This window comes from Agromyces cerinus subsp. cerinus (genome assembly GCF_900142065.1).
Lineage (GTDB): Bacteria > Actinomycetota > Actinomycetes > Actinomycetales > Microbacteriaceae > Agromyces > Agromyces cerinus.
This window is the reverse complement of the sequence record NZ_FSRJ01000001.1, coordinates 882,148-907,656: the sequence shown is the minus strand read 5'-3', so window position 1 is coordinate 907,656 and position 25,509 is coordinate 882,148. Positions and strand designations below refer to the sequence as shown.

The 25,509-nt window shown below is 69.3% G+C and carries 22 protein-coding genes; 13 read left to right on the top strand and 9 right to left on the bottom strand.

Annotated features, from left to right (window positions below):
- The first annotated feature begins 22 nt into the window (after positions 1-22).
- The 7 genes from BUR99_RS04070 to BUR99_RS04040 all read left to right on the top strand — a co-directional run bounded on the left by BUR99_RS04070 (position 23) and on the right by BUR99_RS04040 (position 9,247).
- A complete protein-coding gene (locus tag BUR99_RS04070) occupies positions 23-1,222 on the top strand; it encodes a thiolase family protein (protein WP_074259027.1) in 1,200 nt (399 codons plus the stop codon).
- On the top strand, positions 1,215-1,709 hold the full coding sequence (locus BUR99_RS04065) for a PaaI family thioesterase (protein WP_084183569.1): 495 nt from the start codon (positions 1,215-1,217) through the stop codon (positions 1,707-1,709). Before BUR99_RS04070 ends, BUR99_RS04065 begins: the two co-directional genes overlap by 8 nt.
- A 33-nt stretch (positions 1,710-1,742) precedes the next feature.
- On the top strand, positions 1,743-3,461 hold the full coding sequence (locus BUR99_RS04060; RefSeq protein ID WP_084183568.1) for an aldehyde dehydrogenase family protein: 1,719 nt from the start codon (positions 1,743-1,745) through the stop codon (positions 3,459-3,461).
- 19 nt (positions 3,462-3,480) lie between these two features.
- Positions 3,481-4,947, top strand: coding sequence for a carotenoid oxygenase family protein (locus tag BUR99_RS04055; RefSeq protein ID WP_074259025.1), 1,467 nt, complete (start codon positions 3,481-3,483; stop codon positions 4,945-4,947).
- 84 nt (positions 4,948-5,031) lie between these two features.
- Positions 5,032-6,768, top strand: a complete 1,737-nt coding sequence (locus tag BUR99_RS04050) for a class I adenylate-forming enzyme family protein (protein ID WP_074259024.1) — start codon at positions 5,032-5,034, stop codon at positions 6,766-6,768.
- The gene (locus BUR99_RS04045; protein ID WP_074259023.1) at positions 6,765-7,946 is read left to right on the top strand and encodes a thiolase family protein; all 1,182 of its coding nucleotides are present in this window, start codon (positions 6,765-6,767) and stop codon (positions 7,944-7,946) included. The genes BUR99_RS04050 and BUR99_RS04045 overlap by 4 nt, the downstream gene beginning before the upstream one ends.
- A gap of 59 nt (positions 7,947-8,005) precedes the next feature.
- Positions 8,006-9,247 (top strand): acetyl-CoA acetyltransferase, encoded by a 1,242-nt coding sequence (locus BUR99_RS04040; RefSeq protein WP_074259022.1) that lies wholly within the window; start codon positions 8,006-8,008, stop codon positions 9,245-9,247.
- A gap of 21 nt (positions 9,248-9,268) precedes the next feature.
- On the opposite strand, the gene BUR99_RS04035 is transcribed toward BUR99_RS04040, so the two are convergent.
- The 3 genes from BUR99_RS04035 to BUR99_RS04025 are packed head-to-tail and all read right to left on the bottom strand — an operon-like array spanning position 9,269 to position 12,350.
- Positions 9,269-10,348 carry a phosphotransferase family protein gene (locus BUR99_RS04035; RefSeq protein ID WP_234980726.1) on the bottom strand — a complete coding sequence of 360 codons (1,080 nt, stop codon included), beginning with the start codon at positions 10,346-10,348 and terminating at the stop codon, positions 9,269-9,271.
- On the bottom strand, positions 10,345-11,568 hold the full coding sequence (locus BUR99_RS04030) for an acyl-CoA dehydrogenase family protein (RefSeq protein ID WP_074259020.1): 1,224 nt from the start codon (positions 11,566-11,568) through the stop codon (positions 10,345-10,347). Before BUR99_RS04030 ends, BUR99_RS04035 begins: the two co-directional genes overlap by 4 nt.
- Positions 11,565-12,350, bottom strand: coding sequence for an SDR family oxidoreductase (locus BUR99_RS04025; protein WP_074259019.1), 786 nt, complete (start codon positions 12,348-12,350; stop codon positions 11,565-11,567). The genes BUR99_RS04030 and BUR99_RS04025 overlap by 4 nt, the downstream gene beginning before the upstream one ends.
- A 117-nt stretch (positions 12,351-12,467) precedes the next feature.
- Between BUR99_RS04025 and BUR99_RS04020 the strand changes: the two genes are divergently transcribed.
- The 3 genes from BUR99_RS04020 (at position 12,468) to BUR99_RS04010 (ending at position 14,570) form a co-directional block, all read left to right on the top strand.
- Entirely contained in the window at positions 12,468-13,097 is a 630-nt protein-coding gene (locus BUR99_RS04020; protein WP_074259469.1) for a TetR/AcrR family transcriptional regulator, read from the top strand.
- Positions 13,098-13,194: 97 nt separating this feature from the next.
- Complete coding sequence (locus BUR99_RS04015) at positions 13,195-13,980, top strand: tyrosine-protein phosphatase (RefSeq protein WP_074259018.1); 786 nt, start codon at positions 13,195-13,197, stop codon at positions 13,978-13,980.
- Between the two features lie 116 nt (positions 13,981-14,096).
- Positions 14,097-14,570 carry a hypothetical protein gene (locus BUR99_RS04010; protein ID WP_143231431.1) on the top strand — a complete coding sequence of 158 codons (474 nt, stop codon included), beginning with the start codon at positions 14,097-14,099 and terminating at the stop codon, positions 14,568-14,570.
- A 12-nt stretch (positions 14,571-14,582) separates the two neighbouring features.
- Here the strand turns inward: BUR99_RS04010 and BUR99_RS04005 are convergent, their stop codons facing one another.
- A complete protein-coding gene (locus tag BUR99_RS04005) occupies positions 14,583-16,058 on the bottom strand; it encodes an MATE family efflux transporter (protein ID WP_074259016.1) in 1,476 nt (491 codons plus the stop codon).
- Positions 16,059-16,253: 195 nt separating this feature from the next.
- Between BUR99_RS04005 and BUR99_RS04000 the strand changes: the two genes are divergently transcribed.
- Positions 16,254-16,445: a hypothetical protein gene (locus tag BUR99_RS04000; RefSeq protein ID WP_074259015.1), complete on the top strand. Its 192-nt coding sequence runs from the start codon at positions 16,254-16,256 to the stop codon at positions 16,443-16,445.
- Between the two features lie 33 nt (positions 16,446-16,478).
- On the opposite strand, the gene arfB is transcribed toward BUR99_RS04000, so the two are convergent.
- Positions 16,479-16,916: an alternative ribosome rescue aminoacyl-tRNA hydrolase ArfB gene (gene arfB / locus BUR99_RS03995; RefSeq protein ID WP_074259468.1), complete on the bottom strand. Its 438-nt coding sequence runs from the start codon at positions 16,914-16,916 to the stop codon at positions 16,479-16,481.
- Positions 16,917-17,033: 117 nt separating this feature from the next.
- Between arfB and BUR99_RS03990 the strand changes: the two genes are divergently transcribed.
- A complete protein-coding gene (locus tag BUR99_RS03990; protein WP_159440947.1) occupies positions 17,034-17,426 on the top strand; it encodes a nitroreductase/quinone reductase family protein in 393 nt (130 codons plus the stop codon).
- 66 nt (positions 17,427-17,492) lie between these two features.
- Here the strand turns inward: BUR99_RS03990 and BUR99_RS03985 are convergent, their stop codons facing one another.
- The 4 genes from BUR99_RS03985 to BUR99_RS03970 form a co-directional block, all read right to left on the bottom strand.
- A complete protein-coding gene (locus tag BUR99_RS03985) occupies positions 17,493-18,659 on the bottom strand; it encodes a hypothetical protein (protein WP_143231429.1) in 1,167 nt (388 codons plus the stop codon).
- The gene (locus tag BUR99_RS03980) at positions 18,656-20,212 is read right to left on the bottom strand and encodes a sulfatase-like hydrolase/transferase (RefSeq protein WP_074259012.1); all 1,557 of its coding nucleotides are present in this window, start codon (positions 20,210-20,212) and stop codon (positions 18,656-18,658) included. Before BUR99_RS03980 ends, BUR99_RS03985 begins: the two co-directional genes overlap by 4 nt.
- A gap of 47 nt (positions 20,213-20,259) precedes the next feature.
- Positions 20,260-21,063, bottom strand: coding sequence for a trimeric intracellular cation channel family protein (locus tag BUR99_RS03975; RefSeq protein ID WP_074259011.1), 804 nt, complete (start codon positions 21,061-21,063; stop codon positions 20,260-20,262).
- A gap of 638 nt (positions 21,064-21,701) precedes the next feature.
- A complete protein-coding gene (locus tag BUR99_RS03970; protein WP_074259010.1) occupies positions 21,702-22,541 on the bottom strand; it encodes an alpha/beta fold hydrolase in 840 nt (279 codons plus the stop codon).
- Between the two features lie 47 nt (positions 22,542-22,588).
- On the opposite strand from BUR99_RS03970, the gene BUR99_RS03965 reads away from it, so the two are divergent.
- Positions 22,589-25,444: a helix-turn-helix transcriptional regulator gene (locus BUR99_RS03965; protein WP_084183565.1), complete on the top strand. Its 2,856-nt coding sequence runs from the start codon at positions 22,589-22,591 to the stop codon at positions 25,442-25,444.
- Positions 25,445-25,509 lie beyond the last annotated feature (65 nt).

The window sequence follows — 25,509 nt, the reverse complement described above, 5'->3', positions numbered from 1 at the left end:
GAAGTTCACTGGGAGGTGATGCATGACGACGACGTCGGCAGAACAGAACCACGCGTACATCCTCGATGCCGTCCGCACTCCGTTCGGGCGCTTCCGCGGCTCGCTCTCGCACATCCGGGTCGACGACCTGGCCGCGATCCCCGTGCGCGCGCTCGCCGAACGCAACCCCGCAATCACGCACGACGGCATCGACGACGTGATCCTCGGCGACGCGAACGGCGCGGGCGAGGACAACCGCAACGTCGCCCGGATGGCCGTGCTGCTGGCCGGACTGCCCGTCACGACGCCGGCATCCACCGTCAACCGCCTGTGCGGCTCCGGCGCCGAATCCATCGTGCTCGCCTCGCGGGCGATACGTGCGGGAGAAGCCGACCTCGTCATCGCCGGCGGAGTCGAGGGCATGAGCCGGGCACCGCACGTGCTCGCGCCGATCGACGACCGACTGCCGACGCGGCCCGAGCTGGTCCCCACGACGGTGGGCTGGCGAATGGTCAATCCGCTCTTCCCGGCGCCGTGGGTCGCCTCGCTGGGGCGGTCGGCCGAGCTGATCGCCGAAGAGCTCGGCATCGGACGCTCAGCCCAGGACGACTGGGCGCTCCGCTCCCACACGCTCGCCGCGACCGCATGGAGCGAGGGATTCCACGACGGCGGCGTCGTCGAGTCGGTGGGACTGCTCCGGGACGAGTGCATCCGGCCCGACACGAGCGCCGCCGCGCTGGCGGCGCTGTCCCCCGCATTCTCAGCCGGCGGCTCGGTCACGGCGGGGAACTCCTCGCCGCTGAGCGACGGTGCGGCGGCGACGCTGATCGTGTCGGGCCGACGCGTCGCCGAATCCGGCACGAAGCCGCTCGCACGCATCCTCGGCTCCGCCGTGGTGGGCGTCGATCCGGCGCGGTTCGCGCTCGCACCCGTCGACGCCGTCGAGAAACTCCTGCACCGATTGGGCCGCACCCTCGACGACATCGCCGTCCTCGAGATCAACGAGGCGTTCGCTGCCGTGGTGCTCGCGTGTCTCCACCGGCTCGCCCCACCGGCCACGGTGCAGGTCAACCCGAACGGCGGGGCGATCGCGCTGGGGCATCCGCTCGGCGCCTCCGCCGCCCGTGCCCTCGTCGACTGCGCAGGGGCGGTCCGCGCGCGCGGTGGCGGCATCGGCATCATGACGGCCTGCATCGGCGTCGGGCAGGGCATCGCCGTCGCCGTGGAGGTCGACGATGAGTGACGACCGCGCACCACGCCCCACTCCGGTGGCCGCCGCCACCGGGCTCCCCGACCCCGCCGAACTGACCGCATTGGGAGTCGGGCGCCTGCCCGGCCTTCTCGGGATCGAGGTCACCGCCGTCGAGGCGGGGCGCATCGACGCCCGCATGGAGGTGACTCCTGCGGTGCTGGCCCCCAACGGCTACCTGCATGCCGCCTCGGTGGTCGCGCTCGCCGACACCGCCTGCGGACTCGGATGCCGCGTCGCGCTGCCGGCCGGAGCATCGGGGTTCACCACGGTGGAGCAGAAGACCTCGTACCTCGGCACCGCGCGCACCGGCACCGTGCGAACGGAGGCGGTGCTGGTGCACGGCGGCCGCCGCACGCAGGTGTGGGACGCCGAGGTCTTCGACGGCTCCGGCAAGCGCATCGCGCTGTTCCGCTGCACGCAACTGGTGCTGTGGCCGGAACCGGAGAATGTGGAAATCACCCCTTGCCCACCCACCTAACTTCTCTTATGGTACTTGCCAGAGGAGTTCTCAATGATGACGATCACCACAGCACAGGCGTCGACCTGCTCGCCCGCCGAGTTGGCGTCCCGACACCGCCGCCTGCTCGCCGACGCCGTCCGGGCCGTCGCTGCGCGCACCGCGTTCAGCGCGTTCACCGGCCGCGAGCCGTCCGGCCCGCAGGGCGACGAGGCGACGGCACTGTTCTCGGCGCAGCTCGAGACGCCGCTGGACCTGCCGGGGCACATCGGCGTCCCGACACTGCAGACCGACGAGGTCTCGCCATGGACGCGACTCCCCCTCGGCGTCAGCTACCCCCGCGCCGAGGCGCCGGCGCTGATCGAGCACGCCCGGCAGGCGCAGGCCCCGTGGAGCGCCCGCACGATCGATGAGCGGGCCGGCATCTGCATCGAGATGATCGAGCGGATGTTCGCAGCCAACGTCGTGCTCGGACTCGCGGCGATGCACACGACCGGTCAGGGCCGCGGCATGAGCCGGTCCGGCAGCGGAACGAATGCGCTCGACCGCGGTCTCGAAGCCGTCGCCGCAGCATGGCAGGTGCTGTCCCGGGTGCCGACCGCTGCGTCGTGGGAGCAGACCTTCGGCGCCGAGCTGGTCGCGCTCGAGAAGACCTACCGCATCGTCCCGATGGGGCCCGCACTCGTCGTCGCCTGCGCGAGCTTCCCCGCCTGGAACGTCTACCCCGCGGTGTTCGCGAACCTCATGGCCGGCAACCCCGTCATCGTCAAGCCGCACCCGTCGTCGGTGCTGCAGATGGCGCTCGCCGTCGAGATCATGCGCGAGACGCTGACCGATGCGGGCTGCGATCCCGACGCCGTCCAACTCGCGGTCGATTCGGCGGCGGAGCCGATCACCTCGATCCTCGCCACCCACCCGAAGGTCCGCATCGTCGACTTCACCGGCTCGGCCCGGTACGGCGCCTGGGTCGAGGAGCACGCCCGTCAGGCGCGTGTCTACTCCGAGACATCCGGACTCAACGCCGTCGTCCTCGACTCCTTCACCGACACGGATGCCGCGCTGCGCGCCGTCGCCGGCGCGATCTCGCTGTTCTCGGCGCAGATGTGCACCGCACCGCAGAACATCTACGTCCCGGAATCCGGTGTGGTCACGCCCGAGGGCGTCCTCTCGGCGGACGAGCTCGAACAGGGCCTGATCGACGCTGCGGCGGCGATCGCCGAGAGCCCGAGACGTGCCGCCGCGGTACTCGGCGCCATCCAGTCCGAGCGCACGATCGACGAGATCGCCGACCTCACCGCCACGCTGCGGGCACGAGCACATGTGCTGAGCGAGCCACGCAGCTGGGCCGCCCCCGAGTTTCCGCGGGCCCGCACGAGCACGCCCCTGATCGCGCGGGTCTCGCTCGACGACGAGGACCTGTTCGCACACGAGTGCTTCGGCCCCGTCGTCTTCCTCATCCGGGTGCCCGACGCGCGCACCGCCCTGCAGCGCGCCGCCGCCGATGCCGCCGCCCACGGAGCGATCACCGCCTTCCTCTACTCGACCGATGAACCCCTGATCGACTCCGCCGAGGAGGCGTTCGCGGCCGCCGGCGCGTCGCTCACGATCAACGTCACCGGCGCGATGCCGATCAACTTCTCCGCCGCCTTCAGCGACTTCCACGTCTCCGGCCTGAACCCTGCAGGCACCGCCACGCTCACCGACGACTCGTTCGTCACCGGACGCTTCCGCGTCGTCCAGTCCCGTCGTCCGCTGCGCCCGTCGCACAACTGAGATCCGAGGTCATCGAAACATGTCAACGCACACGCCCGACCAGCCCATCGCCGTCGCCCGAGCCATGGGGGCGGACAGCTCCTTCGACAACCCGTACCTGCTCGGCGTCTACGCCCCCGTGCAGACCGAGCTGTCGCTCGAAGACCTCGAGGTCATCGGCGAGGTGCCGCGCGACCTCAACGGCGTCTACCTCCGCAACGGCCCCAACCGCCGTTTCGACGCTCCCGGCCGCTACCACATGTTCGACGGCGACGGCATGATCCATGCCGTGCACTTCGACGGCGGCAAGGTGCGCTATCGCAACCGCTGGGTCCGCACGAAGGCGTTCCACGAGGAATCCGCCGCCGGAAAGTCGTTGTGGACCGGCCTCATGGAGAACCCAGAGGGCAATCCGTTCGGCAACGGGCACGGCCTCGGCATCAAGGACTCGGCGAACACCGACGTGATCTTCCACCGCGGTCAGGTCCTCGCCACCTGGTACCTGTGCGGCGACCCCTACGCCGTGGACCCGCTCTCGCTCGAGACGCTGGGTGCGCAGGACTTCCTCGGCACGTTCGCGGGCGACATGATGGCGCATCCGAAGGCCGATGAGCGCACCGGTGAGCTGCTGTGGTTCGACTACGGGCCCGACATGAACTACATGCGCTACGGCATCATCGGCCCCGACGGCACGCAGACGCACCTGACCCAGGTCGACCTGCCCGGCCCACGGCTGCCGCACGACATGGCGATCACCGAGAACTACACCGTGCTGATGGATCTCCCGCTCGTGCAGGACCAGGAGGCCCGCCGCAACGGCAAGTACCGGATCTTCTACGACAAGTCGCTCGTCTCGCGTTTCGCGGTGCTCCCCCGGTACGGGTCCGGCGCGGAGGTGCGCTGGTTCGAGGCCAAGCCCTGCTACATCTACCACGTCGTCAACTCGTGGGAGGAGGGGACGAAGATCATCATGGAGGTGTGCCGGGTGAAGAATCCGCAGCACCAGTCCACCTTCGAGCACCCGCTCGCCAACATGCTCGCGTACATGCGACTGGACGCGCAGCTGTACCGCTACGAGTTCGATCTCGTCACCGGTCAGACCTCCGAGCGCCCCATCGACGACCAGAACATCGAGTTCCCCAGCATGGACCAGCGCATCGTCGGCGTTCCGCACCGCTACTCGTACAACATGAGCCTGGCGAACGAGCCCACACTGCTCTTCGACGGCATCGTGCGCTACGACTCGCAGACCGGCGAGAAGGAGAGCTACCAGTTCGGCGCGGGACGCTGGGGCTCGGAGAGCCCGTTCGCTCCTCGCGACGGGTCCACGAGCGACAGCGACGGCTACCTGGTGACCTTCGTCAACGACGAGATCGAGGGCCGCGGCGAGATCCTCGTGCTCGCCGCGGACGACCTCGCCGCTGGACCGGTCGCCCGCATCAAGCTCCCCCAGTCCGTACCGGCGGGGTTCCACGCCACGTGGATCCGCGCAGACCAGCTCGCCTGAACGCCCGACCAACCGATCACCACGTCGGTCCCCGACAGAGCTGTCGGGGACTGACGCCCACCCGAACAGGTAAGGAAGCCCCCAATGTCCGAACGTCGTCTGAACCTGCACCCCCAGTCCCGCGTCGATCGTCTCGTCGAGGACGGCCAGTGGACCCCCGAGACCATCGACGGGATGTTCCGTGCAACGGCCGCCCGGCGCGGCGACGCGCTCGCGATCGTCGACCCCGCCAACCGTGCGGCACTGGCGGGCGGCGCGGCACGGCGTCTGACCTGGCGCGAGGTCGACAGCGAGGTGACGGCACTGGCCGCTCGGCTCGCCGAAGCGGGAGTGAGTCGTGGTGACACGATCGGCGTCCAGCTCGCCAACGGCATCGAGCTCACCGAGATGCTCGTCGCCGCGTGGACGCTCGGCGCCACGGTGTCGCCGCTGGCGATGCAGTACCGCGATCACGAGATCACCACGATGGGGAACGCAGCCGAGTTCGACTGGGTCGTCGCGGCGCGCGCCTTCGGCGAACGGCACCCGGCCGACGACTTCGCGCGCCTGCGCGGCGAGCTGCCGAGCGTCCGCGGCGTGTTCAGCTACGGGCTGCCCGACGACGCCCTCTGCGAGGACAGCACCGGTGTGACCCACCTGTTCCCGACCTCGGCAACCACCGCGGACGAGGCGGCCGTCGCCGCCTACCGCGCAGCCGACCCCAACGACCCGAACGACTGCGTGACGATCTGCTGGACCTCCGGCACCGAGGGCGTGCCCAAGGGCGTCATGCGCGCCCACTACGACTGGCTCGTCTTCAGCATGGTCTGCCAGGACGCCTCGGCCACGACCACCGACGATGTGATCCTGAATGCCTTCCCGATGATCAACATGGCCGGCATCTGCGCGATGCTGCTGCCGTGGGTGCGCACCGGCTGCGTGCTCGTGCAGCACCACCCGTTCGACGCCCCGACCTTCTTCGGCCAGATCGCGCGCGAACGCGTGACGTACACGCTCGCACCGCCGGCGCTGCTGTCGATGCTGCTGCACAACGAGGAGCTGCTGAGCAGGATCGACCTCACCAGCCTGACCCGGATCGGATCGGGTTCCGCGCCGCTCAACCCGGCGATGGTGCGGGGATGGCAGGAGCGGTTCGAGATCCCGATCATCAACTTCTTCGGCTCCAACGAGGGCGTCGGCCTGCTCTCGAGCAGCGTCGACCTGCCGAGCCCCGACGACCGGGCCAGGTTCTTCCCGCGCTACGGCGCCGAGGGCACCGACTGGTCGATGCAGCTGTCCAAGTGGGCCGACGTCAAGATCTACGACCTCGAGACCGGCGACGAGATCACCGAGCCCGGCCGTCCGGGCGAACTGCACATCAGCGGCCCGCAGCTGTTCGCGCGCTACCTCAACGCCGAGACGCTCTCCAACCCGTTCGACGAGGCGGGCTACCTCAAGACCGGCGACATCTTCGAGATCGCCGGCGACGAGGGCCAGTACCTCCGCTACGTCGACCGCGCGAAGGACATCATCATCCGCGGCGGCATGAACATCGCGCCCGTCGAGCTCGAGACGCTCATCATGAAGCATCCGGCCGTCGCAGACGTCGCGGTCGTCGGCGACCTCGACGAGACGCTCGGCGAGAAGGTCGCGGCGTTCGTGGCGCTGCACCCCGAGACCACGCTGGACCTGCCGGAGCTCGTCGAGTTCCTGCGCGAACAGCACATCGCCTCGTACAAGCTGCCGGAGAACCTGCGCGTGGTCGAACTGCTTCCGCGCAACCCCGTCGGCAAGGTCGTCAAGACCGAGCTGCGCAAGGTCCTCGCCGAGGCGCAGGCGTGAGCAGGGCCCTGATCCTCGACGCCGCGCGCACGCCGCGCGCACGGGTTCGGCGCGGCGGCGGCACCCTCGCCGGGTTCTCACCGGCCGAGCTGCTCGCCGTCGTCCTGCGCGAACTCACCGCACGCGGGCTGCCCGACGATCGCGTCGATGACGTGATCGTCGGGGTGAGCACGGTCGTCGGGGAACAGGGCGGAAACGTGGGCAGGGTGGCGGCGATGCACGCCGGCTGGTCCGACGCCGTGCCCTCCGGTGTGGTCTCCCGCCTGTGCGGTTCGGGGCTCGACGCCATCGCCTCCGGGGCCGCACAGGTGCGTTCCGGTGGTGCGGAGCTCGTCGTCGCAGCGGGCGTCGAGTCCATGTCGCGCGTGCCGATGCTCGCCGACCGGCCCGCGTTCGCCATCGACGAGGCAGAGGGCGAGGCGACCGGGTTCGTCTCCATCGGCGTCTCAGCGGATGCCGCGGCGATCCGGGCCGGCTTCAGTCGAACGCAGCTCGACGAGTACGGCCTGCGGAGCCAGTTGCGCGCGAGCGCCGCGCCGGCGTGGGAGTCGATCGTCCCGGTGACGACACCCGCGGTCGTGCTGGATCACGACGAGGGCGCACGCCCAGACACCACGTTGGAGTCGCTGGCCGCGCTGGAACCCCTGTTCGCGGACGACCCGTTGTGGGAGCGCGTCGAGCGGCACCTCGGCATCACGACCGGCCCCGATCGCGGCCGACACACGGTCGGAACCGCTCCGCAGTTCTCCGACGCCGCCGCCGCGCTCGTGCTCGCCTCGGAAACCGGGGCGCGGCAGTCGGATCGGGCGCCGATCGGAGCGGTGCTCGGCTGGGCTCAGGCGGCGGTCCGCTCACCGGGCCTCGAGGCGACGGTACCCGCGAGCAGGAAGGCGCTCGACCAGGCAGGGCTGCAGGCGAGCGAGCTCTCGGTCGTCGAGGTGAACGAGTCGTTCGCAGTTACTCCCTTGCTCCTCACCCGCGAACTCGGGCTGCCTGCCGACCTGGTGAACGCGCACGGCGGCGCGATCGCCGTCGGCCACCCGCTGGGCGCCTGCGGCGGTGTCCTCGTGGCGAACGCGTTGGATCAGCTGCGCAGGATGGGCGGCGGCTACGGCCTCGTCGTGATTCCGGCGGCGCTGGGTCTCGCGACCGCCGTCGTCGTCGAATCCTTCGCGTGAGGGCGCCTGCGCCCGCACGCAGCTGACCGAAAGACAGATCCCGACGGGAGTCGAAGCAGATGAGCAGCACACGAGGCGTGTACCTCCTGGGTGGAGCCCAGACGGACTTCAAGCGCAACCTCGCCGCAGAGGGCGTCGATGATGGGGTGTTCTCCCTGATGCAGGAAGCCGCGCTCGGCGCCGTCGCGGATGCCGCGATCGATCCGGGCGACATCCAGCGCGGGCATGTCGGCAACCACTCGAGCGAGATCTTCACCGGGCAGTCGCACCTCGGCGCGATGCTTCCGGCGGTCATGGAGGAATGGCGACAGCTGCCCTCATCACGCCACGAGGCGGCGTGCGCGTCGGGCAGCATGGCCGCGCTCGGCGCGATGGCCGACATCGAGGCCGGCTTCTACGACGTCGTCCTCGTGGTCGGCGTCGAGCAGATGCGCAACGTTCCCGGCACCGTCGCGGCGAACCACCTCGGATGCGCGAGCTGGCGCTCACGAGAGGATCTCGGCGAGCTCGCCTGGCCGACGGCGTTCGACCGCATCGCCGACGAGATCTCGCGGCGCCACGGCGGCATGACCACCGAGCACCTCTCGAGGCTCGTGCAGAACAGCCGAGCGAACGCACGTCGCAATCCGCTCGCGCAGACGCGCGACTGGGTCGAGACCGCGGCGTCCTTCGCCGACGACGACGAGACGAACCCGATCGTGCAGGGCTCCCTGCGCAAGAGCGACTGCGGGCGCATCAGCGACGGTGCGAGCGCGGTGGTGCTGGCCAGCCGCGAGTACGCGGAGCGCTGGCGCGTGGAGCACGGGTACAGCGGCCTGCCGCCGCGCATCAAGGGCTGGGGGCACTCGACCTCGTCGATGGCGCTCGACGAGAAACTGCGCGCCTCCGTCGACAGCGAGTATCTCTTCCCGCACCTTCGGGCCGCGATCACGGACAGTTACCACCGTGCCGGCATCGCGGGTCCCGGCGACCTCGACGCCATCGAGCTGCACGACTGCTTCTCGATCAGCTCATACATGGCCATCGACCACCTCGGCATCACCGAACCGGGCAAGGCCTGGCAGGCGATCGAGGACGGCCGGATGGAGATGGACGGATCCATCCCGGTGAACCCATCCGGCGGGCTGCTCTCCGGCGGGCACCCGGTCGGCGCCACCGGAGTGCGGATGCTCAACGATGCCCGCCTCCAGGTGCTCGACCAGGCCGGCGAGACGCAGGTCGAGGGCGCCAGGAACGTGGCCACACTGAACTTCGGCGGCAGCGTCGCGACCGTGGCGAGCTTCGTCGTCGGACGAGACTGACGACCGGGCCCTGCACGTCGCTCAGCCCTCGATCAGCCTGGCCGACTCCCTGACGAGCGCGGGCACGCCGTCGGCGAGCGTCGGCGCGAACCGATCGCCCGGACGTTCGCCGTTCAGCCACCGCGTGTAGATCGCCTCGCAGAACACGGCGGCCTTCCACAGCGCGAGAGCCTGATACCAGCGGAGGTCCGACAGGTCGAGGCCCGTCGCCGCGCCGTACCGCGCCGCAAGCTCCGCCCGTGACGGAGAGCCGAGGCGGCGGGTGACCGGCGTGAGTTCGAGCGGGGTCGTCGCCGCCCCCGCCTCCGCGTACGTGGCGAGGAAGTAGCCGAGGTCGGCGAGCGGGTCGCCGACCGTCGCCATCTCCCAGTCCAGGATCGCCAGCACCCGCGGAGGGGCCCCGTGCTCGAACATGAGATTACCGATGCGGTAGTCGCCATGCACGACCGAGGCGCGCTGACTCTTCGGCGTGTTGGCCGCGAGCCAGGACGCCACGGACGCGATCTCCGGTACCGAACGCCGTGTCGAGGCATCCCACAGCGAGGAGAACAGGCTCACCTGCCGCTCCAGATAGCCGTCGGGACGACCCACGCGCTCGAGGCCGCCGCTGCCCACGTCGACGCCGTGCAGCGTGACCAGGGCATCGACGGCTGCGAAGGCGGTGGCCCTGCGCTGCTCCGGGGTGTCGAGCCCGGCCGGCTCGTCGTCGGTGATGACGACCCCGTCGAGGTGGTCCATCACGTAGAAGGGCACGCCGAGCACCGAATCGTCCGCGCACACGGCGACGATGTCGGGCACCGGGATGCCGGCGGCCTTCACGAGCAGCTGGATGCGCGACTCGCGCACCATGTCATGGGTGGACTTCGGCAGCGGCGGCCGAGGTCCGCGCCGGAGCACGAGCGAGCGCTCCCCTCGGCGCAGCAGGTAGGTCAGGTTCGAATGGCCCTCTCCGATGCGCTGCCACGAGATCGCGCCCGAGCCCAGCCCTTCGGCATCCAGGAACTCGGTCAGTGCATCGAGCACCAGCAGCGGCGGGAGCGCCAGGGCCGCGGCATCCGCTCCGGTGGCGACGACCTCCACCCCGTCGGGCGTCGAGATCACCAGACATCACCGTCGACGACGTCCATCCTGGCGGCGCCGGCGGCGACCTCCTTGCGGCGGCGGGAGGATGCACGGCGGGAGATCGCCCACTTGTGCGTCTCGTTCGAGCCGTCGTAGATGCGGAACGGTCGCACCTCGTTCATGTACGACGCGAGGGGCAGGCGATCGGTGACGCCGTCGCCGCCGCAGAGCTGGATCGCTCGATCGATCACCCGGAAGACGGCCTCCGAGCAGTGCACCTTGGCGATGGACGAAAGGGCGGATCCGGCCTTCGGATCGCGTTCGAGCAGGGCCGCGGTCTTGGTGATGATCGCATCGGATGTCTCGATGTCGATGACCGACTGCGCGATCATGTCCTGCGCGATGCCCAGGTCGGCGATGCGGTGTCCGAAGATCTCGCGCGCCTCGGCCCGGTCGAGCACGATGTCGAGGGACCGTCGAGCGAGGCCGAGCCATCGCATGCAGTGGGTGAGGCGGGCTGGGCCGAGCCGCACCTGCGCGTATCGGAATCCCTCACCCGGCGCGCCCAGCACGGCGTCGTCGGCGACGAAGCAGTCCTCGAGGTGCACGTGCGGGTGCCCGCCCGCGATCGCGCGGTCGATCGCATGGATCTGCTGCCCGACCCTGATCCCCGGATTGTCCATGTCGACCAGCAGCATCGTCGCCCCGGCCGGCACGCCGTCACCGGCGTCGTTGCGGGCCATCACGATCGAGAAGCCCGCCACCTCGGCGCCGCTGATGAAACGCTTGTGGCCGTTGATCAGCCAGCCGCCGGCGACCTTCACCGCCTCGGTGCGCAGCGCGTCCGGGTCGGATCCGGCGCCCGGATGCGGCTCCGTCATCGCGAAGCACGACCGCACCTCGCCCGACGCGAGCGGCGCCAGGTAGCGCTGCTTCTGGGCCTCCGTCGCGATGATGCCGAGCATGTGCATGTTGCCCTCGTCGGGCGCCATGCAGTTCAGCACGCTCGGCCCGATCGGCGAGTAGCCGGCCTCTTGGAAGATGGGCGACCAGTGCTCGATCGGCACTCCTTGCCCGCCGTACTCGCGAGCGACATGCGGAGCGAAGACGCCCGCGTCCTTGGCTGCCGCCATCAGTGCGTCTCGCAGCTCCTCGCTCAACCGCACGTCGGGCCCGGGCTCGGCGGGGATCACGACATCGCGGATGAAGTCACGCGTGCGCAGGCGGAGCGCCTCGACGTCCTGCGCAGGCGCGCTCACGCCGCTCCTCCGGCCGAGAGGAGTCCGCCGTCGAGCACCAGGGTCTGCCCGGTGACCCACGCGGAGTCGTCGCTCGCGAAGTAGGCGACGGCGCCGGCGATGTCATCGGGGGTTCCGAGGCGCGCGAGCGGATAGGCGGCGGCCACCTCCTCCTCCTTGCCTTCGTAGAGCACGCGGGCGAACTGGGTCTTGACGACCGCGGGGGCGACGGCGTTCACGCGGATGTCGGGGCCGAGTTCGGCCGCCAGGGTGCGCGTGAGGTGGATGAGCGCGGCCTTCGTGATGCCGTACATGCCGATGCCCTCCGACGGAATGAGACCGGTGACCGAGGCCACGTTGACCACCACCCCGCGCCGCGCCGCGAAGCCGAGCGCCTCGTGGTGGTAGGCCGCCTGCGTCCACGCGAGGGTGCCGAGCACGTTCACCTCCACGAGCTTGCGCGCACCGGTGAGGTCGAGGTCGATCAGCGGCCCGTAGACCGGGTTGATGCCCGCGTTGTTCACCAGGATGTCGAGGCCGCCGAACTCGCCGGCGATGGTCTCCATGACCTCGGCCCGGTGCCCGGGGTCATCGCTCCTTCCTGCGACGAAGATCGCCGTGCCGTCGGGAAAGGACGCCGCGGCATCGGCGAGCGGTTCGGGCTTCCGGGCCGTGATGCAGACCCGGGCGCCCTCGGCGGCGAGCCGCCGGGCTATGGCGAGTCCGATGCCGCGGCTGGCACCGGTGATCAGGGCCGTCTTGCCGGCCAGTCGATGAGCGTTGACTGCGTTGTCGTTGTCCATTTGCATCCGTTGTGGTCGAACCGAGCGAGCGTTCGGTAGCCTCAAGTGTCACGAGACGCCAGCGGGGTGTCAACCCCTCTCATGGCATGATTCGATCCAGCAGACGAGGAGGTGGCGATGACCGGCGATCAGGAGACTGCCGCGCGGATGGACTGGCGCGATTTCGACGAAGACCCCTTGCCACCGCTGTTGCGAACCGCCGTGCAGACCTTCGTGACGCACGGCTACCACGGCACCAGCACGCGCACGCTCGCGTCGGCGGCGAACATGTCGGTGCCCGGCCTGTACCACCACTTCCCCTCGAAGCAGGCGATCATCGTGGCCATCATGGATCACGCCATGGCCGACCTCTGGCGTCGCAGCGAGGCCGCACTCGCCGAGGCCGGCGCAGACCTCGAGCAACAGTTGCAGCTGCACATCGAGTGCCTCGTGCTGTTCCATGCGCACCGCAAGGAGCTCGCGTTCCTCGCCGCCACCGAACTGCGCAGTCTCGAGCCCGTCGCCCGTGCCAGGCACATCGCCGCCCGCGATCGCCAGGAGCGCATGCTCGTCGAGATCCTGCGGGCCGGCGCCTCGCACGGCGTCTTCGTCGCGCCCGACCCTCGCCAGTCGGCTCGTGCGATGATCACGATGTGCACCGGCGTGTCCCAATGGTTCGACGCCGCCGGCCCGCTGTCGGCCGTCGAGATCGCGGCGGACTACGCCGGGTACGCCGAACGCATCGTCGGCCGGGAGCACCGGCCGTGACCGCTCGGCCGGCGCGTCGACCAAGGCTCCCCAGCCACCTCGGCCACACGCGCCGATGACACGGCGCATCGTCGCGCGCCGCGTTACGGTAGCGACCATGACGATCGACGGGTTCTACAACTTCCGCGACACCGGCGGAATGCCGCTCACCGCCGGAGGCACGACGCGGTCCGGCGTGCTCTTCCGCTCCGACGCCCTCTCGGGCCTGACCGACACCGGGCTCGCCGAGCTCGCCGCCACCGACATCGGCGTCATCGTCGACTTCCGCACTCCCGATGAACGACAGGCTGCGCCGGACCGCATTCCGACATCCCGGCCGTTCACCGTGGTCGAGCTCGCGCTGCTCGAAGGCGCCATGGCGGACATGGCACAGCAGTTCTTCGCCGACGGCGCAGCGCCGTCGGCCGAGGCGCTCGCCGACGCTGCGGCGTCGGTGCCCACGCTCGGCGGCCTGTACGTCGGCATGCTGCAGCACGGCGCCGCCCAGTTCGCCGAGGTCGCGCGCCGCATCGCGGCGTCGACCGATGATTCCCCCTCCGCGGTGCTCGTGCACTGCACCGCCGGGAAGGACCGCACGGGCGTGGCCACGGCGCTCATGCTCGATGCGGCCGGCGCGGAGCGCACCGCGATCGTGGCGGACTATGCGGCATCCGAGGAGAATCTCGCCGGCCCCTGGGCCGATGGCATGCTGCAGATGATCGCGTCGTTCGGACTCCCCCTGACCCCCGAGCTGCGGAACCTCGTCACCGGCACCCCTCCCGACGCCATCGAGCAGGCCCTCGCCTGGGTCGACACCGAGTACGGCGGCAGTGCGGCCTACCTCGCCTCGGGCGGGCTGACGACCGACGAGTTGGCCGGCCTCCGGGCGCGCATCGCCGACTGACGTCCGCCGGGTATCCCTCTGGTCGCATCTCGACGGCGAGCGAAGTCGGCGATCTCGGACGAGCCCGGGCCGGCCCTGACCCGCCCTTTACCCTCGGCCGCGTTAGATGGGTCACCATGGACGCACCACTTCGCTCGAGCAACCTGATCGACGCCACGCCTCGGATGAGCCCCCTGCAGAGCGGCATCCTCTGGTTCGTGCTCGTGGCGGGCACGTTCGGCGGCCTGCTCATCGCCGCGAACGTCGCGTTCGGGTCGCAACCGGTCGGCGACCGAACGGAATACGCGTACCGGCTGTCCGCGCTCGACCCCGACGTTCGGGCGCTGCCCGTCGTGCAACGCATCCCGGAGTCGGCTCTCGACATCCGGCTCGTGTGGAATCCGGCGACGGGCGCCGCGGCAGCAGCCTGGAACACGCCGGCGGATGCAGTCCCGCCCGAGGGGTGCGCAGCCGTTGCAGACCCGACACCCCCGGTCTTCGCCGAACGCATCGTCCGTCTCGGCGCCGAGCCGCCCGACGGCCTCGACTGCGACGGCGTGATCGTCGTCGTGCATGGCGGCGCCACCTACGCATGGACGGTCCCGCACTGACCGACTCGGGAGTCAGGCCGAGGTCGCCTTCCGGGGCACGTCGTCGAGGTCCTGAACCGGGATCGACCCGGTGACCACCGCGTCGACGTTCATGGATCCATCGACCGGTCCGACGATCGGAATGGGCGTGGTCGGCGTCGGAGCCAGCGGCTCGACCCGCATCCTGCCGAGTCGTCGATGCTCGATCATGTAGGCGGGAACGAGCAGCGCGATCGCACCGAGCCACGCAAGCGGGTTGCTCCACACCACGCCGACGAAGCCGAACGCCGATCCGAGCACGATCGCCGCGCCGACCCGCATGACGAGCTCGACCACGCCGGTCACGGTCGGCGCCACCGTTCGCCCGAGACCCTGCAGCACGCCGCGCAGCACGAACAGCACGCCGAGGGCCGAGTAGGTGAAGCCGTCGACGACGAGCATGTACGCCGCGGCATCCACCACCGCCTCGGATCCGTCGCCGACGAACACCCGCACCAGCTGTTCGCTGAAGATGATGAGCGGGGCGCCGATGACGATGGCGGCGCCGATCGACATCCAGACCGCCTGCACCACGCCGCGTCGGATGCGGTCGGGGCGCTGCCCGCCGAGATTCTGGGCGGCGAACATCGACGCCGCGAGGCCGAGCGACGACAGGAGCGCCACCGCGATCGAATCCACTCGCGATGCCGTCGTGTACGCGGCCACCGCATCGGCGCCGAGCTCGTTCAGCGCGACCTGCACCGTGAGCGTGCCGATCGCGATGATCGAGGTCTGGAAGCCCATCGGCATGCCCAGGCGCAGGTGCTCGACCATCTCGGCACGCGACACCCGCCAGTCGGCGCGACGCACGTGCAGCACCGGAATCCGGCGGCGGATGAACTCGAGGCACAGCACGACCGACACAGCCTGCGAGACGACCGTTGCGAGGGCGGCCCCGGCGACGCCCCAGTCGAGCGGGCCCACCATGAGCAACACGAGCCCGATGTTCAGCAGGCACGACAGCGTCAGGAAGACGAGCGGGGTGCGCGAGTCGCCGATCGCGCGGATCACCGCAGACAGGTAGTTGAAGAACATCACGGCGGATGCCCCGACGAAGCTGATCTGCGCGAACACCGTCGCCTCGGCGAGCAGTTCCTCAGGCGTCTGCAGCAGTTGCAGCGCCGGGCCCGCGATGAGCGGCGCCCCGATCGTGAGGACGACGCTCATGGCGCCGGTCAGGAGTGTGCCCGCCGCGACCGAACGGCGTACGGCACCGAGGTCACCCGAGCCGAACGCTTGCGCGGTCGGGATCGCGAAGCCCGAGGTGACGCCCCACGCGAATCCCAACAGCAGGAACAGCAGTGACCCGGTGGCTCCGACCGCCGCGAGCGAGTCGATGCCGAGCTGCCTGCCGACGACGATCGCATCGACCACCTGGTAGAGCTGCTGCACCACGTTGCCGATGAGCAACGGAACCGCGAATACGAGGATGACCCGCCACGGGGCGCCGGTGGTCAGGTTTCTTGCCATGCGGATCTCAACGGGTTCGGGGCGGACGGTGACGTGCGATGTTTGCGTCGCCATGGGAGTATATCCGGTCGCGACCATGGTGCTGCGACGGTCGTCCCGTTCTGCTCGGCGCCGTCGAATTCGGCGAACGCCGACGTTCGGAGCAATGGTCGGGAGCGGTGCCGGCGGCGTATCGTGTGGCCAGGAGGTCGAGAGATGACTGACAGGACTTCGAACGCCGGATGCTTCGCCGGCGGCGGTGCGATCTACGGTCTCGGCATCATCGGGGCCTGGGTGTTCTTCTTCCAGCAGGCCGATGCGTTCTGGGCCTTCATCTGGGCGTTCTTCCAGGGCATCTTCTGGCCGGCGTTCATGGTGTACGAGGTGTTCCGGACGCTCGTCGAGTAGCGCGTCCTCGGTGCTCGGGCCGCCCGCGGTCGGCTAGTCGTGAGGCGGGCGACGCAACTGCTTGACGTCGGTGCGCCGCTTGTTCGCTGCCAAGCGCCGTTCCTTGGCGCCGCGACTCGGCTTGGTCCGACGTCGCGACGGTGACGATGGCCGCAGCGCATCGGCCACGACGGCGGCCAACCGGGCGCGCGCGGCATCCCTGTTGCGCAATTGCGCACGATGTTCGGATGCTGCGATCGTCAGCACTCCGTCGACGAGGCGACTGCGCAGATTCTCGAGGAGCCGCTCCCGCTGGAGTGGAGCGAGGATGGTCGAGCCTGCCACGTCCCAGCTGAGCTCGACTCGGGAATCGGCAGTGTTCACGCCTTGCCCGCCAGGACCCGACGACCGCGAGAACCGCCAGGACAGCTCGGACTCGGGGATGGTGAGTCCGGCGTCGATCCGAAGACCGGGGCGGTGAGCGGCGGGCATGGTTCCATCATCCACGTCTGCGCGTGAGATGAGCCAGCCCACGGATCGGCCGTCGTTCGTCGGAAGATTCCGGGCTGCCCCTGCGTTGTCGGTTGCATGGGTTGGAATGACGATGTCATGGAGACGTTCCGCAGCAGCAAGGGCACCGAGAATCACTGGGGTCCGAAGCTGATCATCTTGCACTCGATCGGGGCGAAGTCGGGCGAGACGCATCTGAATCCCGTCGTCGGCTTCCGCGACGAGCATGGATGGCGCGTGGTGGCGTCGAAGGGCGGCTCGCCCGAGAATCCCGCCTGGTACTACAACCTGCGAGCGAACCCGTCATTCGAGATCGAGGCGCTCGTGGACGGCGAGATCGTGACGGTGCCGGTCATGGCGACCGAGATCACCGGCGACGAGTGGCGAGAAGCGTACAGCGCGATCGTGGCCGAGGAACCGCAGTTCGGGGGCTACCTCGAGAAGACCGATCGACGGATTCCGGTCATGCAGCTCACCCCTCGTACGGACTGACCACCCGTTTCGTACCGATCGCGCAGCCTCCTCAGGGAGATCTGCCGAAATGCGCGAGCGAGGCACTCATGACGAGGGTGGGGCCGCCGCCCTGAGCACAGCTCCCTGATCGGTCGGATCGAACCCGAGGGCCAAGAGCGCAGAGGCGCCAGCTGCCCACTCCTGGATCGCCTCGGAGCCGACGGCGCCCTCCGCCCAGGCGATGGCGATCGACGTGTCGGGTGGAATGAGCGCACCGATCCGCTTCAGGCGCCGGGCTGAAACGCCTCGACCTGCCCAGAGTCCATAGAGCGCACCCGCCGCGAGGCCGAACACGGTCCAGAGGATGCCGGTGACCACCGTGTCGTCGATGAAGCGGAGGACGCCGCCGTCGCCGGTGAAGCCCACGATCGCTCCCCAGACCAGACCGAATGCTCCCCAGACGAGCGCGTCGGGCCCCGACAAGGCGCTGCTCCCGTTCGTGGGATCGATGACTCGGCGGCGACCGTGCCCATTCGCCTCGATGAACAGCTCGACCTTCGGTGTCGACGGATCGGGATGCTTCGCGGAGACCGAGCCGGCCAGGGCCTTCCGCGCCCCGTGTTCGCCCGAGAATCGCACGAGCAACATGCTCAGGGCTGTAATGCCGGGCGACGCCCCGATGGGCGTCGTCGCACCCTCGGCCGAGCCGGCCGTCACGGCATCCGAACGCTGCGCCGCTCCGCCGTACAGGCGCACCGACAGCGATGCCGTGAGCGCCGCAACGCTCACGCCGGTCGGCTGGGATGATGACGCCCACGCCAACACTCGCTCGGGGTCTGTTCCCCGCACGAAGGCGACGATCGCTGAGGACTCCGCCGGGAGCGCTGTGCCGATGCGTTCGAGCTCATCTTTGGTGAGCAGGTGCTCGAATAAATAGGCGTAGACGCCACCGCAGATGAAGCCGGCGACCGCCCACAGCACGAGACTGTCCACACCCCCGGCGAGGAGCCCGAACACGCCCCAGGTCAGCGCCGGAGTCAGAGCGCCAGCCAGTGTCCGCCGCGGATCGTGCACCTGCGCCGTGTGTTTCGCGTCGACCTTCAGGACCACGAGGTCGAGGACCTCGTCGCCGCTGTGCTTGATCCGCTGTTCGAGGCTCGCCCGCGCATGACCCGCATCCTTCTCGTGCGCGAAGCAGATGAGCATCACGCAGACCTCCGCGGGCATGCCCGTGGCATCATCGGGACCGGCGCCAGTCCTGTCGCTGTTCATCCTGACTGATGCTCCATTCCGTGGGACGGGTCGGGAAGCTCGTCATGCGTCCTCACCAGGGTGGTGATGTACTGCATGATCGGGCCGATCTGCAGGTGGGTCTGCGGTACCAGTTCTCCAGGCTTCGGCGGCAGGTACGGATCGGGCGTGCCCGGCTTGATCGGCGGCTCGATCATCAGGGTCTTCAGAAACGCTCCGGCGGCCGCCGCCATCGGATGCACCACCCAGCCGTGGGCGAAGTCGACCTGATGCTCTTCACGCGGGTCCCATTCGAGGTTGTAGAGAATCGGCATGTTCAGCGGCGTCCACGTCGAGTAGAAGTCGTCCTGCTTGATGAGGTGCATCTTCCACTGACGCCATTTCACCGCCTGCAAGCGGTCGCCCTGGAGGCAGATGATCGTGTCACGGCCCGACTCCTCCGCGTCGCCCAAGAGAAACGCGGACATGTCCATGCCGTCGATCTGCCGGTCGTCGGGAACGGCGGCGCCGCCCGCCTTCACGAGGGTCGTGAAGAAGTCGACCTGGTGCACGATCTCGTTGCTCACCTGGCCGGCCGGCACCTTGCCGGGCCAGCGGACGATGCACGGAGTGCGGTTGGACCCCTCGAGCGAGGTGAAGAGCCCGCCGCGCCACGGCCCGGAGAACCCGTTCCACTCCCCGCCCGCGGGGTCGGGATCGATCATCGGCGACCGATACGTCGTGTCGGCGCCGTTGTCGGAGGCCCACACGACGATCGTGTCCTCGGCGAGGCCCAGTTCCTCGAGCTTGTCGAGGATCACACCGGTGAAGTCGTCCATCTGGGTGAGGATGTCGGCCCAGTTGCCGCGCTTCGTCTTCCCGGCGTACTCGGGATCGGGGATCGGCGGGATGTGCACCTGCGTATACGGGAGGTACACATAGAACGGCGTGTCATCCTTGGCTGACCGCTCCATGAAGTCGCACGCCCATTCGGTGATCTTCCGGTCGAATCCGGCCCGGAACTCGGCGTCGTACGTCGCCAGAACCTCCGATTTCTCGCCCTTCCTCCGCGCGTAGATCGGCTCGGGCGCCAGCGGGATCTGAGCCGGACCCGCGTAGGGTGCCGAGGTGACCGGGCCGTTCGGGAAGTACGACTGCATGGTCCAGAAGACCTCGTCCGCGGTGCGAGGGCACCAGACCGCCTCGTCGAATCCGAAGTCCACTGGGCTGCGCTGCTCGGGATCGCTTCCCAGGTGCCACTTCCCCCACATGCCGGTCGCATATCCGGCGTCGGAGAGGAGTTGTGCGATGGTCAGCTCCCAGCGCGTCAACCCATCGGCCCCACCGGTGATCGGTACCGTCTGAGTGCCGGACCGAATCGCGTGGCGGCCCGTCAACGTGGCAGATCGGCTCGGCGTGCACTGCGCCTCCACATTGTGGTTCAGCAACTGCAGGCCTTCGGCGGCCAAGGCATCGATCCGTGGCGTCGGGGCGCCGCGCAGGATCCCGCCGCCATAGCAGCCGAGCTCGCCCCACCCGAAGTTGTCCCAGAAGAAGAAGACGATGTTCGGCTTCTTCGAACCGTTGTCGGTCATCTCAGATCCATCCCCTCGTGATCGTGCATTCCCGAACCAGACCTTCGCTAGTCCTTCGTTTGCGTGCTTGCCGCACTGGGAGGGTTGCCATCGACGGCCAAGCCCAGATACCGGAGTTCTTCCTGCGATTTGCCGGCGAGCTTGCGCCCGAGGAGCGGTCGGCGGTCAGCGTGGACGTGGAGGCCCGCGGGCTCAGTAGCCAGCGGTTCTTCCCACCCGACATACAGCGCCACCACTCGGAAGACGAACCCGAAGGCGAATGCGATCAGGACGGTCCACCAGTACGACATGCCGGTGGCGTCGAGCAGGATCCAGAGCAGGCTCGTGCCCGCGGCCGTGACGACGAACCACTCGCTGCGGACGAACTGTTTCGGCGGAACACCTGACGAGACGTCGATGAGCCAGCGTCCGGCCGTCGATGCGATCACACCCATGGCGACGGCGCCGAGGATCGGGTAGCCGGCCTCGCTCGCCTTTTGCGCACCGATGATCGCGTACCACGGCAGTGAGAACGACGTCATGAACTGGAACAGCCCCTCGCGGAAGAGCTGCCCGCGGGAGTAGGCGATGAAGTACCCGAGCACGCCGGCCGCAACGCAGAGCGTGATGTACGCCGGATTCGTGAAGGCCGATGGTGCCGTGTCGAGAATGACATCACGGGTCACGCCACCTCCGATGCCACCGAGCAATGCCATCAGGATGATGCCGACGAACGTGAAGTTCCGGTAGTGATCCGGTCTTCGGGCGAGAATCGCACCGTTCAGAGCATTGGTGGTCGCGGCGATGAGGTCGACCAATGTCGCATCGCCGACGAACGTCCATGTGCCCAAGGTGAGCTCGAACTGATGCATGGACTGCCCTCTCCCCTCACGAGACGTGCATACTGCCCGATGCGGCCAGCCGGCTGGGAGCGGCCGCACCCGACGACGGCATGGGAAGCGGTATCGACCAAGCTCGGCGTCGCTTCTGCGGCATCAGCTCCTGGGCAAGTGAGGCGAGTGTGGTCGGGTGCTCCTGCGGCGAAGGGCGATCCGGCGCAGGCTCCGCGTTCACGACGAGTAGCGGATCCATTGCTCCCCCCAAGGTCGCAATCCTGCCGCGAGCACCCCGCGAGGCTTTCTCATGAACGAGTTGCTGGCTCTCCGAAAGTAGGGTAAACCGAACGACATCGTCAAGAGATTTCTCGGCGCCTGGGCCGATGGTTCGGGCCCAAGGTGCGGGTGCACGGTTTTCACCGTTCCGCCTCGGTGGCGGCACGATCGAAGGGTTCCTGACAGCCTCCGACGGCGCGTCAGGCGGACGTCTCCTTGGTCGGTTCCGTCGGCGACGTGGGAACGAGGCGTCGGACGTTGTGCATTCGCGGTCGCTTCGGCCGTGCCCGATCGCCTGCGCCACTGCATGACGGATTTCGCCGCTTCACCGCACGAGCCGCGCTGCAGTCAGCCGCGGAATCCGCTCGCCGGAGAGCGAACGGATCCCGCGAGCACGCCTACTCCGCGGCGTCGAGGATCACGCCGGTGACCTCGCCGGGGTGACTCATCATGGCGACGTGCGAACTGTCGAGCTCGAGCGTCGTGGACCCGGCACGCTCCGCCATCGCGCGTTCCGCCTCCGGGGGGATCGTGTTGTCCTGCAATGCGACGATGTACCAGCTCGGGATCGTCTTCCACGCCGGTTCGCCCGAGGGAGTGAAGAGTGCCTGCAGGGCTGCCGGTCGCTGCGAGGCGGCGAGCACGGCCGCCTGCTTCTTGGGCAGATCCGCCGCGAACAACTCCCGGAAGAAGGCGGGATCGATGTATCCGTCGGCGTCGCCCTCGGGCGCGCCGGGATACGGGCGGATCACGAGGTGGTCGGCGAGCTCGGAGTGGCCGCCGCCCAATTCGTTCGCGTCGATGAGACGTTCGCCGGCATCGAGCGCGTACGCCGCGACGTAGACGAGCGACTGCACGTTCGGGTTGCCGGTCGCGGCGTTGGTGATCACCGCTCCCCCATAGGAGTGCCCGACGAGCACGATGGGACCCTCGATGGTGGCGAGGATCGACTTGACATAGTCGGCGTCCGTCGTGAGTCCCCGGAGCGGGTTCGACACGGCGAGCACGGTGTAGCCGCGCTTCTGGAGGCGTTCGGTCACCTCGTTCCAGCCCGAGGAGTCGGCGAAGGCGCCGTGCACGAGCACGATGGTCGGCTTGGGCTGGGGAGCCGGACGGCGTGCGTCGTCATCGGCGGCGGCCGGCAGCGCGACCGAAACCGCGGTCACTGCTGCAACGCCGACGAGCGCGAGCGCGACGCGCAGCGGCCTGGTGATCCGGCGAGGTTGCGACGGATTCATGGTGGTCTCCTCACAATTCGGTGGGCGACGGCACCGGATGCCCCGGAATGAGTCCTGCCGTCGCCTCATGCTGGCGCGCGCTGCCGAGAGCCGAACCACGTGGTGCGCGTAGTCGTCGCCGATGCTGGCGCGGCGTTCAGCGGTTCCACTACCGTGAATCCATCGATGCATCGACCGCTCAGATCCTCGGACGATCCCGCGAGCTCGATCGCGCAGGCTCGCTCATTTCGGGTGCCCGCAATGGGCGCGGAAGTGCTCTGCTCGTGGTCGGCGATCCCGGCATCGGCAAGACGACCATCCTCGACGAGGCATGCCGGATGGCGGGTGGCGTGCAGGTCATCCGAGCCGACGGATACGAAGCCGAGTCGTCGATGCCGTATGCCACGCTGCAGCGGCTCGGGATTCCGCTCGCGGCGCATCTCGGCGCGATTCCGCCGCGGCAGCTGGCCGCATTGCGGATCGCGTCGGGGCTCGACGAGGGACCACCGCCCGACCGGTATCTCGTCGGACTGGGCGCGCTCTCCCTCCTCGACGCTGCGAGCGCCGCCCGACCGTTGCTCTGCGTCGTCGACGACGTGCATCTCGTGGATCACGAATCGCTCGACGTCCTCGCCTTCGTCGCTCGTCGGCTCGAGGCCGAATCCATCTCGCTGCTGCTCGGGACTCGGCCCGACGCACGTGTCGACCTCTCGGCGGCCGGAGTGCCGCGACTCCGGCTCGAGGGGCTCGACACGTTGTCGGCGGTGGAGCTGCTCACACGGTCGGCGAGCGATCCCGTCGACCCGCTGCTCGCGGTGCAGATCGCCGAGGAGACGGGAGGCAACCCGCTCGCGCTGATCGACTTGAGGCGCGACTTCACGGCGCATCAGCTCGTCGGTTCCTCGATGGCGCCGGTACCGGTGCCGGTCGGGATCCGCCTCGAGACCCACTATCTCCGGCATGTCGAGGCATTGCCGCGCGAGACGCAGCTCTGGCTGCTCGTCGTCGCGGCCGAGTCCACCGGTGATGCCGCACTCATCGGTGGCGCGGCGGCGCTGCTCGGGCTCCCGGCGGATGCCGCGACGGCGGCGGAGCGCGCACGGCTCGCGTCGGTTCACGACACCGTGGCCTTCCGGCATCAGCTCGTTCGCGCCGCCGTCTACAACGGGATGCCCGACGCCGACCGCCGTCGAGTGCATCGGGCGTTGCGAACGGTCGCGAGCGGCATGGGGCGCCATGAGATCGCGGTCTGGCATTCCGCGGCGGCGACGCGGGGCACCGATGAGGCCGTCGCGCTCGAGCTTCAGCGCGCCGCCGACATGGCCGGAGGTCGCGGCGGCACCGCCTCCCGCGCACGACTGCTCGCGAGGGCCGCCGACCTGACTCCCGATGGCTCGGATCGCTGCTCGAGGCTGCTCGCTGCCGCTGAAGCCGCGGCGGGCGCGGGAGCGGCGCAGCTCGCGCTCGAGCTGCTCGAACGGGTCGACGCCGAGCGCGCCGACCCGGTCGTTCTCGGCCGGGTGCTGTCGCTTCGGGCGATGCTCGCGCTGTTCGTCGCGGACGCAGACGGCGTGCGGGGTGGAACCGCGACCCTGCTGCAGGCCGCAGGGCTGTTGCACGGGCGTGCCGCCGAGCTCGAACAGGGCGCCCTCCTGCACGCGTTCCAGCTGGAACTGACTTCGGAGTGGGCGGTGCAGTCGAACAGGCTCCCAGAACTCGGCCGCCGTCTCGGCCGTGGCGCACAGGTCGCCGAGGGAGTGCGGTCGATCGGGCTGAGCGCGCTGAGCGCTCACATCCTGCTGCCGTACGCCGAGGCGGCGCCCGAGATGCGCGCCGCAGTCGACCGGCTCCTCGATGCCGATGATGCAGAGCTGCTCGAGTTCGGCACCCTCGGTGTGGCCCTGACCATGGCGCTCTGGGACGAGCGCGCCTGCGTGACGCTGCTCGAGCGCACGGTTCGGGTAGCGCGGGATGCCGGCGCGCTCCGGGACCTCGACTCGACGCTCTGGGTCCTGAGTCTCATCGAGCTCGTTCGCGGCGACCCGGCAGCGGCCGGTGGCTACATCGAGCAGGTCCGGGAACTTCGTCGGGCGATCGGGTACGACGCCGAGCAGGTCGTCAACGGCGCGTATCTCGCCTGGACCGGTGCACCGGTCGAAGCGGTGGAGCACGTCGCCGCGGGCGCGCTCGCCAGTGGCTTCGCCGGAGTTCGAACGCTGACGATGACGGGCCTGAGCATCCGGGAGATCGCCGACGGACACTATCGCGACGCGTTCGAGCGGCTTCGGCCCATGGTCGGCCGCAACCATCTTCAGGTGACCTACCAGCAACTGCCGGAGTTCGTGGAAGCCGGGGTGCGGAGCGGGCACCCCGAAGAGGTACGTGCCGCCGCAGAGCGACTCGTCGCATTCTCGCTCGCGAGCCCGACGCCGTGGATCCTCGGGGTCTCCGAGCGCTGCGTCGCACTGCTCGCCGACGACGATGCGTCGGAAGCGCACTATCTCACGGCGATCGACCACCTCGGGCAGGCGACCACGCCCGGCGACCTCGGCCGCGCCCACCTCGTGTACGGCGAGTGGCTGCGCCGCGTGAAGCGGCGCCGCGACGCGCGGGAGCAGTTGCGGCTCGCACTGCCGATCTTCGACCGAGTCGGTGCGCCGGCGTTCGCCGGGCGCGCGCGCCGTGAGCTCGAAGCCACCGGTGAACATGTCACTCGGCCCATGACGGCGAAGAACGACTGGGCCGCACTCACGCCGCAGGAGGCATCCGTGGCGAGGCTCGCGGCCGCAGGGCAGACGAATGTCGACATCGGCGCCCGGCTCTTCATCAGCGCGAACACCGTCGACTACCACCTGCGCAAGGTGTTCCGGAAGCTCGAAGTCACGTCGCGCCGGCAGCTCGCCGAGCATCTCGACGGAAGCTGAATCGGATGCCGCGCCATGACTACGCACGCCACGTGGTTCGAGTGCCGGCGACCCTGCACGAGTAT

Coding starts and splice junctions, on each gene's coding strand:
- BUR99_RS04070 (WP_074259027.1), top strand. CDS start 23: ATGACGACGACGTCGGCAGAACAGAACCACGCGTACATCCTCGATGCC.
- BUR99_RS04065 (WP_084183569.1), top strand. CDS start 1,215: ATGAGTGACGACCGCGCACCACGCCCCACTCCGGTGGCCGCCGCCACC.
- BUR99_RS04060 (WP_084183568.1), top strand. CDS start 1,743: ATGATGACGATCACCACAGCACAGGCGTCGACCTGCTCGCCCGCCGAG.
- BUR99_RS04055 (WP_074259025.1), top strand. CDS start 3,481: ATGTCAACGCACACGCCCGACCAGCCCATCGCCGTCGCCCGAGCCATG.
- BUR99_RS04050 (WP_074259024.1), top strand. CDS start 5,032: ATGTCCGAACGTCGTCTGAACCTGCACCCCCAGTCCCGCGTCGATCGT.
- BUR99_RS04040 (WP_074259022.1), top strand. CDS start 8,006: ATGAGCAGCACACGAGGCGTGTACCTCCTGGGTGGAGCCCAGACGGAC.
- BUR99_RS04025 (WP_074259019.1), bottom strand. CDS start 12,350: ATGGACAACGACAACGCAGTCAACGCTCATCGACTGGCCGGCAAGACG.
- BUR99_RS04020 (WP_074259469.1), top strand. CDS start 12,468: ATGACCGGCGATCAGGAGACTGCCGCGCGGATGGACTGGCGCGATTTC.
- BUR99_RS04015 (WP_074259018.1), top strand. CDS start 13,195: ATGACGATCGACGGGTTCTACAACTTCCGCGACACCGGCGGAATGCCG.
- BUR99_RS04010 (WP_143231431.1), top strand. CDS start 14,097: ATGGACGCACCACTTCGCTCGAGCAACCTGATCGACGCCACGCCTCGG.
- BUR99_RS04005 (WP_074259016.1), bottom strand. CDS start 16,058: ATGGCAAGAAACCTGACCACCGGCGCCCCGTGGCGGGTCATCCTCGTA.
- BUR99_RS04000 (WP_074259015.1), top strand. CDS start 16,254: ATGACTGACAGGACTTCGAACGCCGGATGCTTCGCCGGCGGCGGTGCG.
- arfB (WP_074259468.1), bottom strand. CDS start 16,916: ATGCCCGCCGCTCACCGCCCCGGTCTTCGGATCGACGCCGGACTCACC.
- BUR99_RS03990 (WP_159440947.1), top strand. CDS start 17,034: ATGGAGACGTTCCGCAGCAGCAAGGGCACCGAGAATCACTGGGGTCCG.
- BUR99_RS03985 (WP_143231429.1), bottom strand. CDS start 18,659: ATGAACAGCGACAGGACTGGCGCCGGTCCCGATGATGCCACGGGCATG.
- BUR99_RS03980 (WP_074259012.1), bottom strand. CDS start 20,212: ATGACCGACAACGGTTCGAAGAAGCCGAACATCGTCTTCTTCTTCTGG.
- BUR99_RS03975 (WP_074259011.1), bottom strand. CDS start 21,063: ATGCATCAGTTCGAGCTCACCTTGGGCACATGGACGTTCGTCGGCGAT.
- BUR99_RS03970 (WP_074259010.1), bottom strand. CDS start 22,541: ATGAATCCGTCGCAACCTCGCCGGATCACCAGGCCGCTGCGCGTCGCG.
- BUR99_RS03965 (WP_084183565.1), top strand. CDS start 22,589: ATGAGTCCTGCCGTCGCCTCATGCTGGCGCGCGCTGCCGAGAGCCGAA.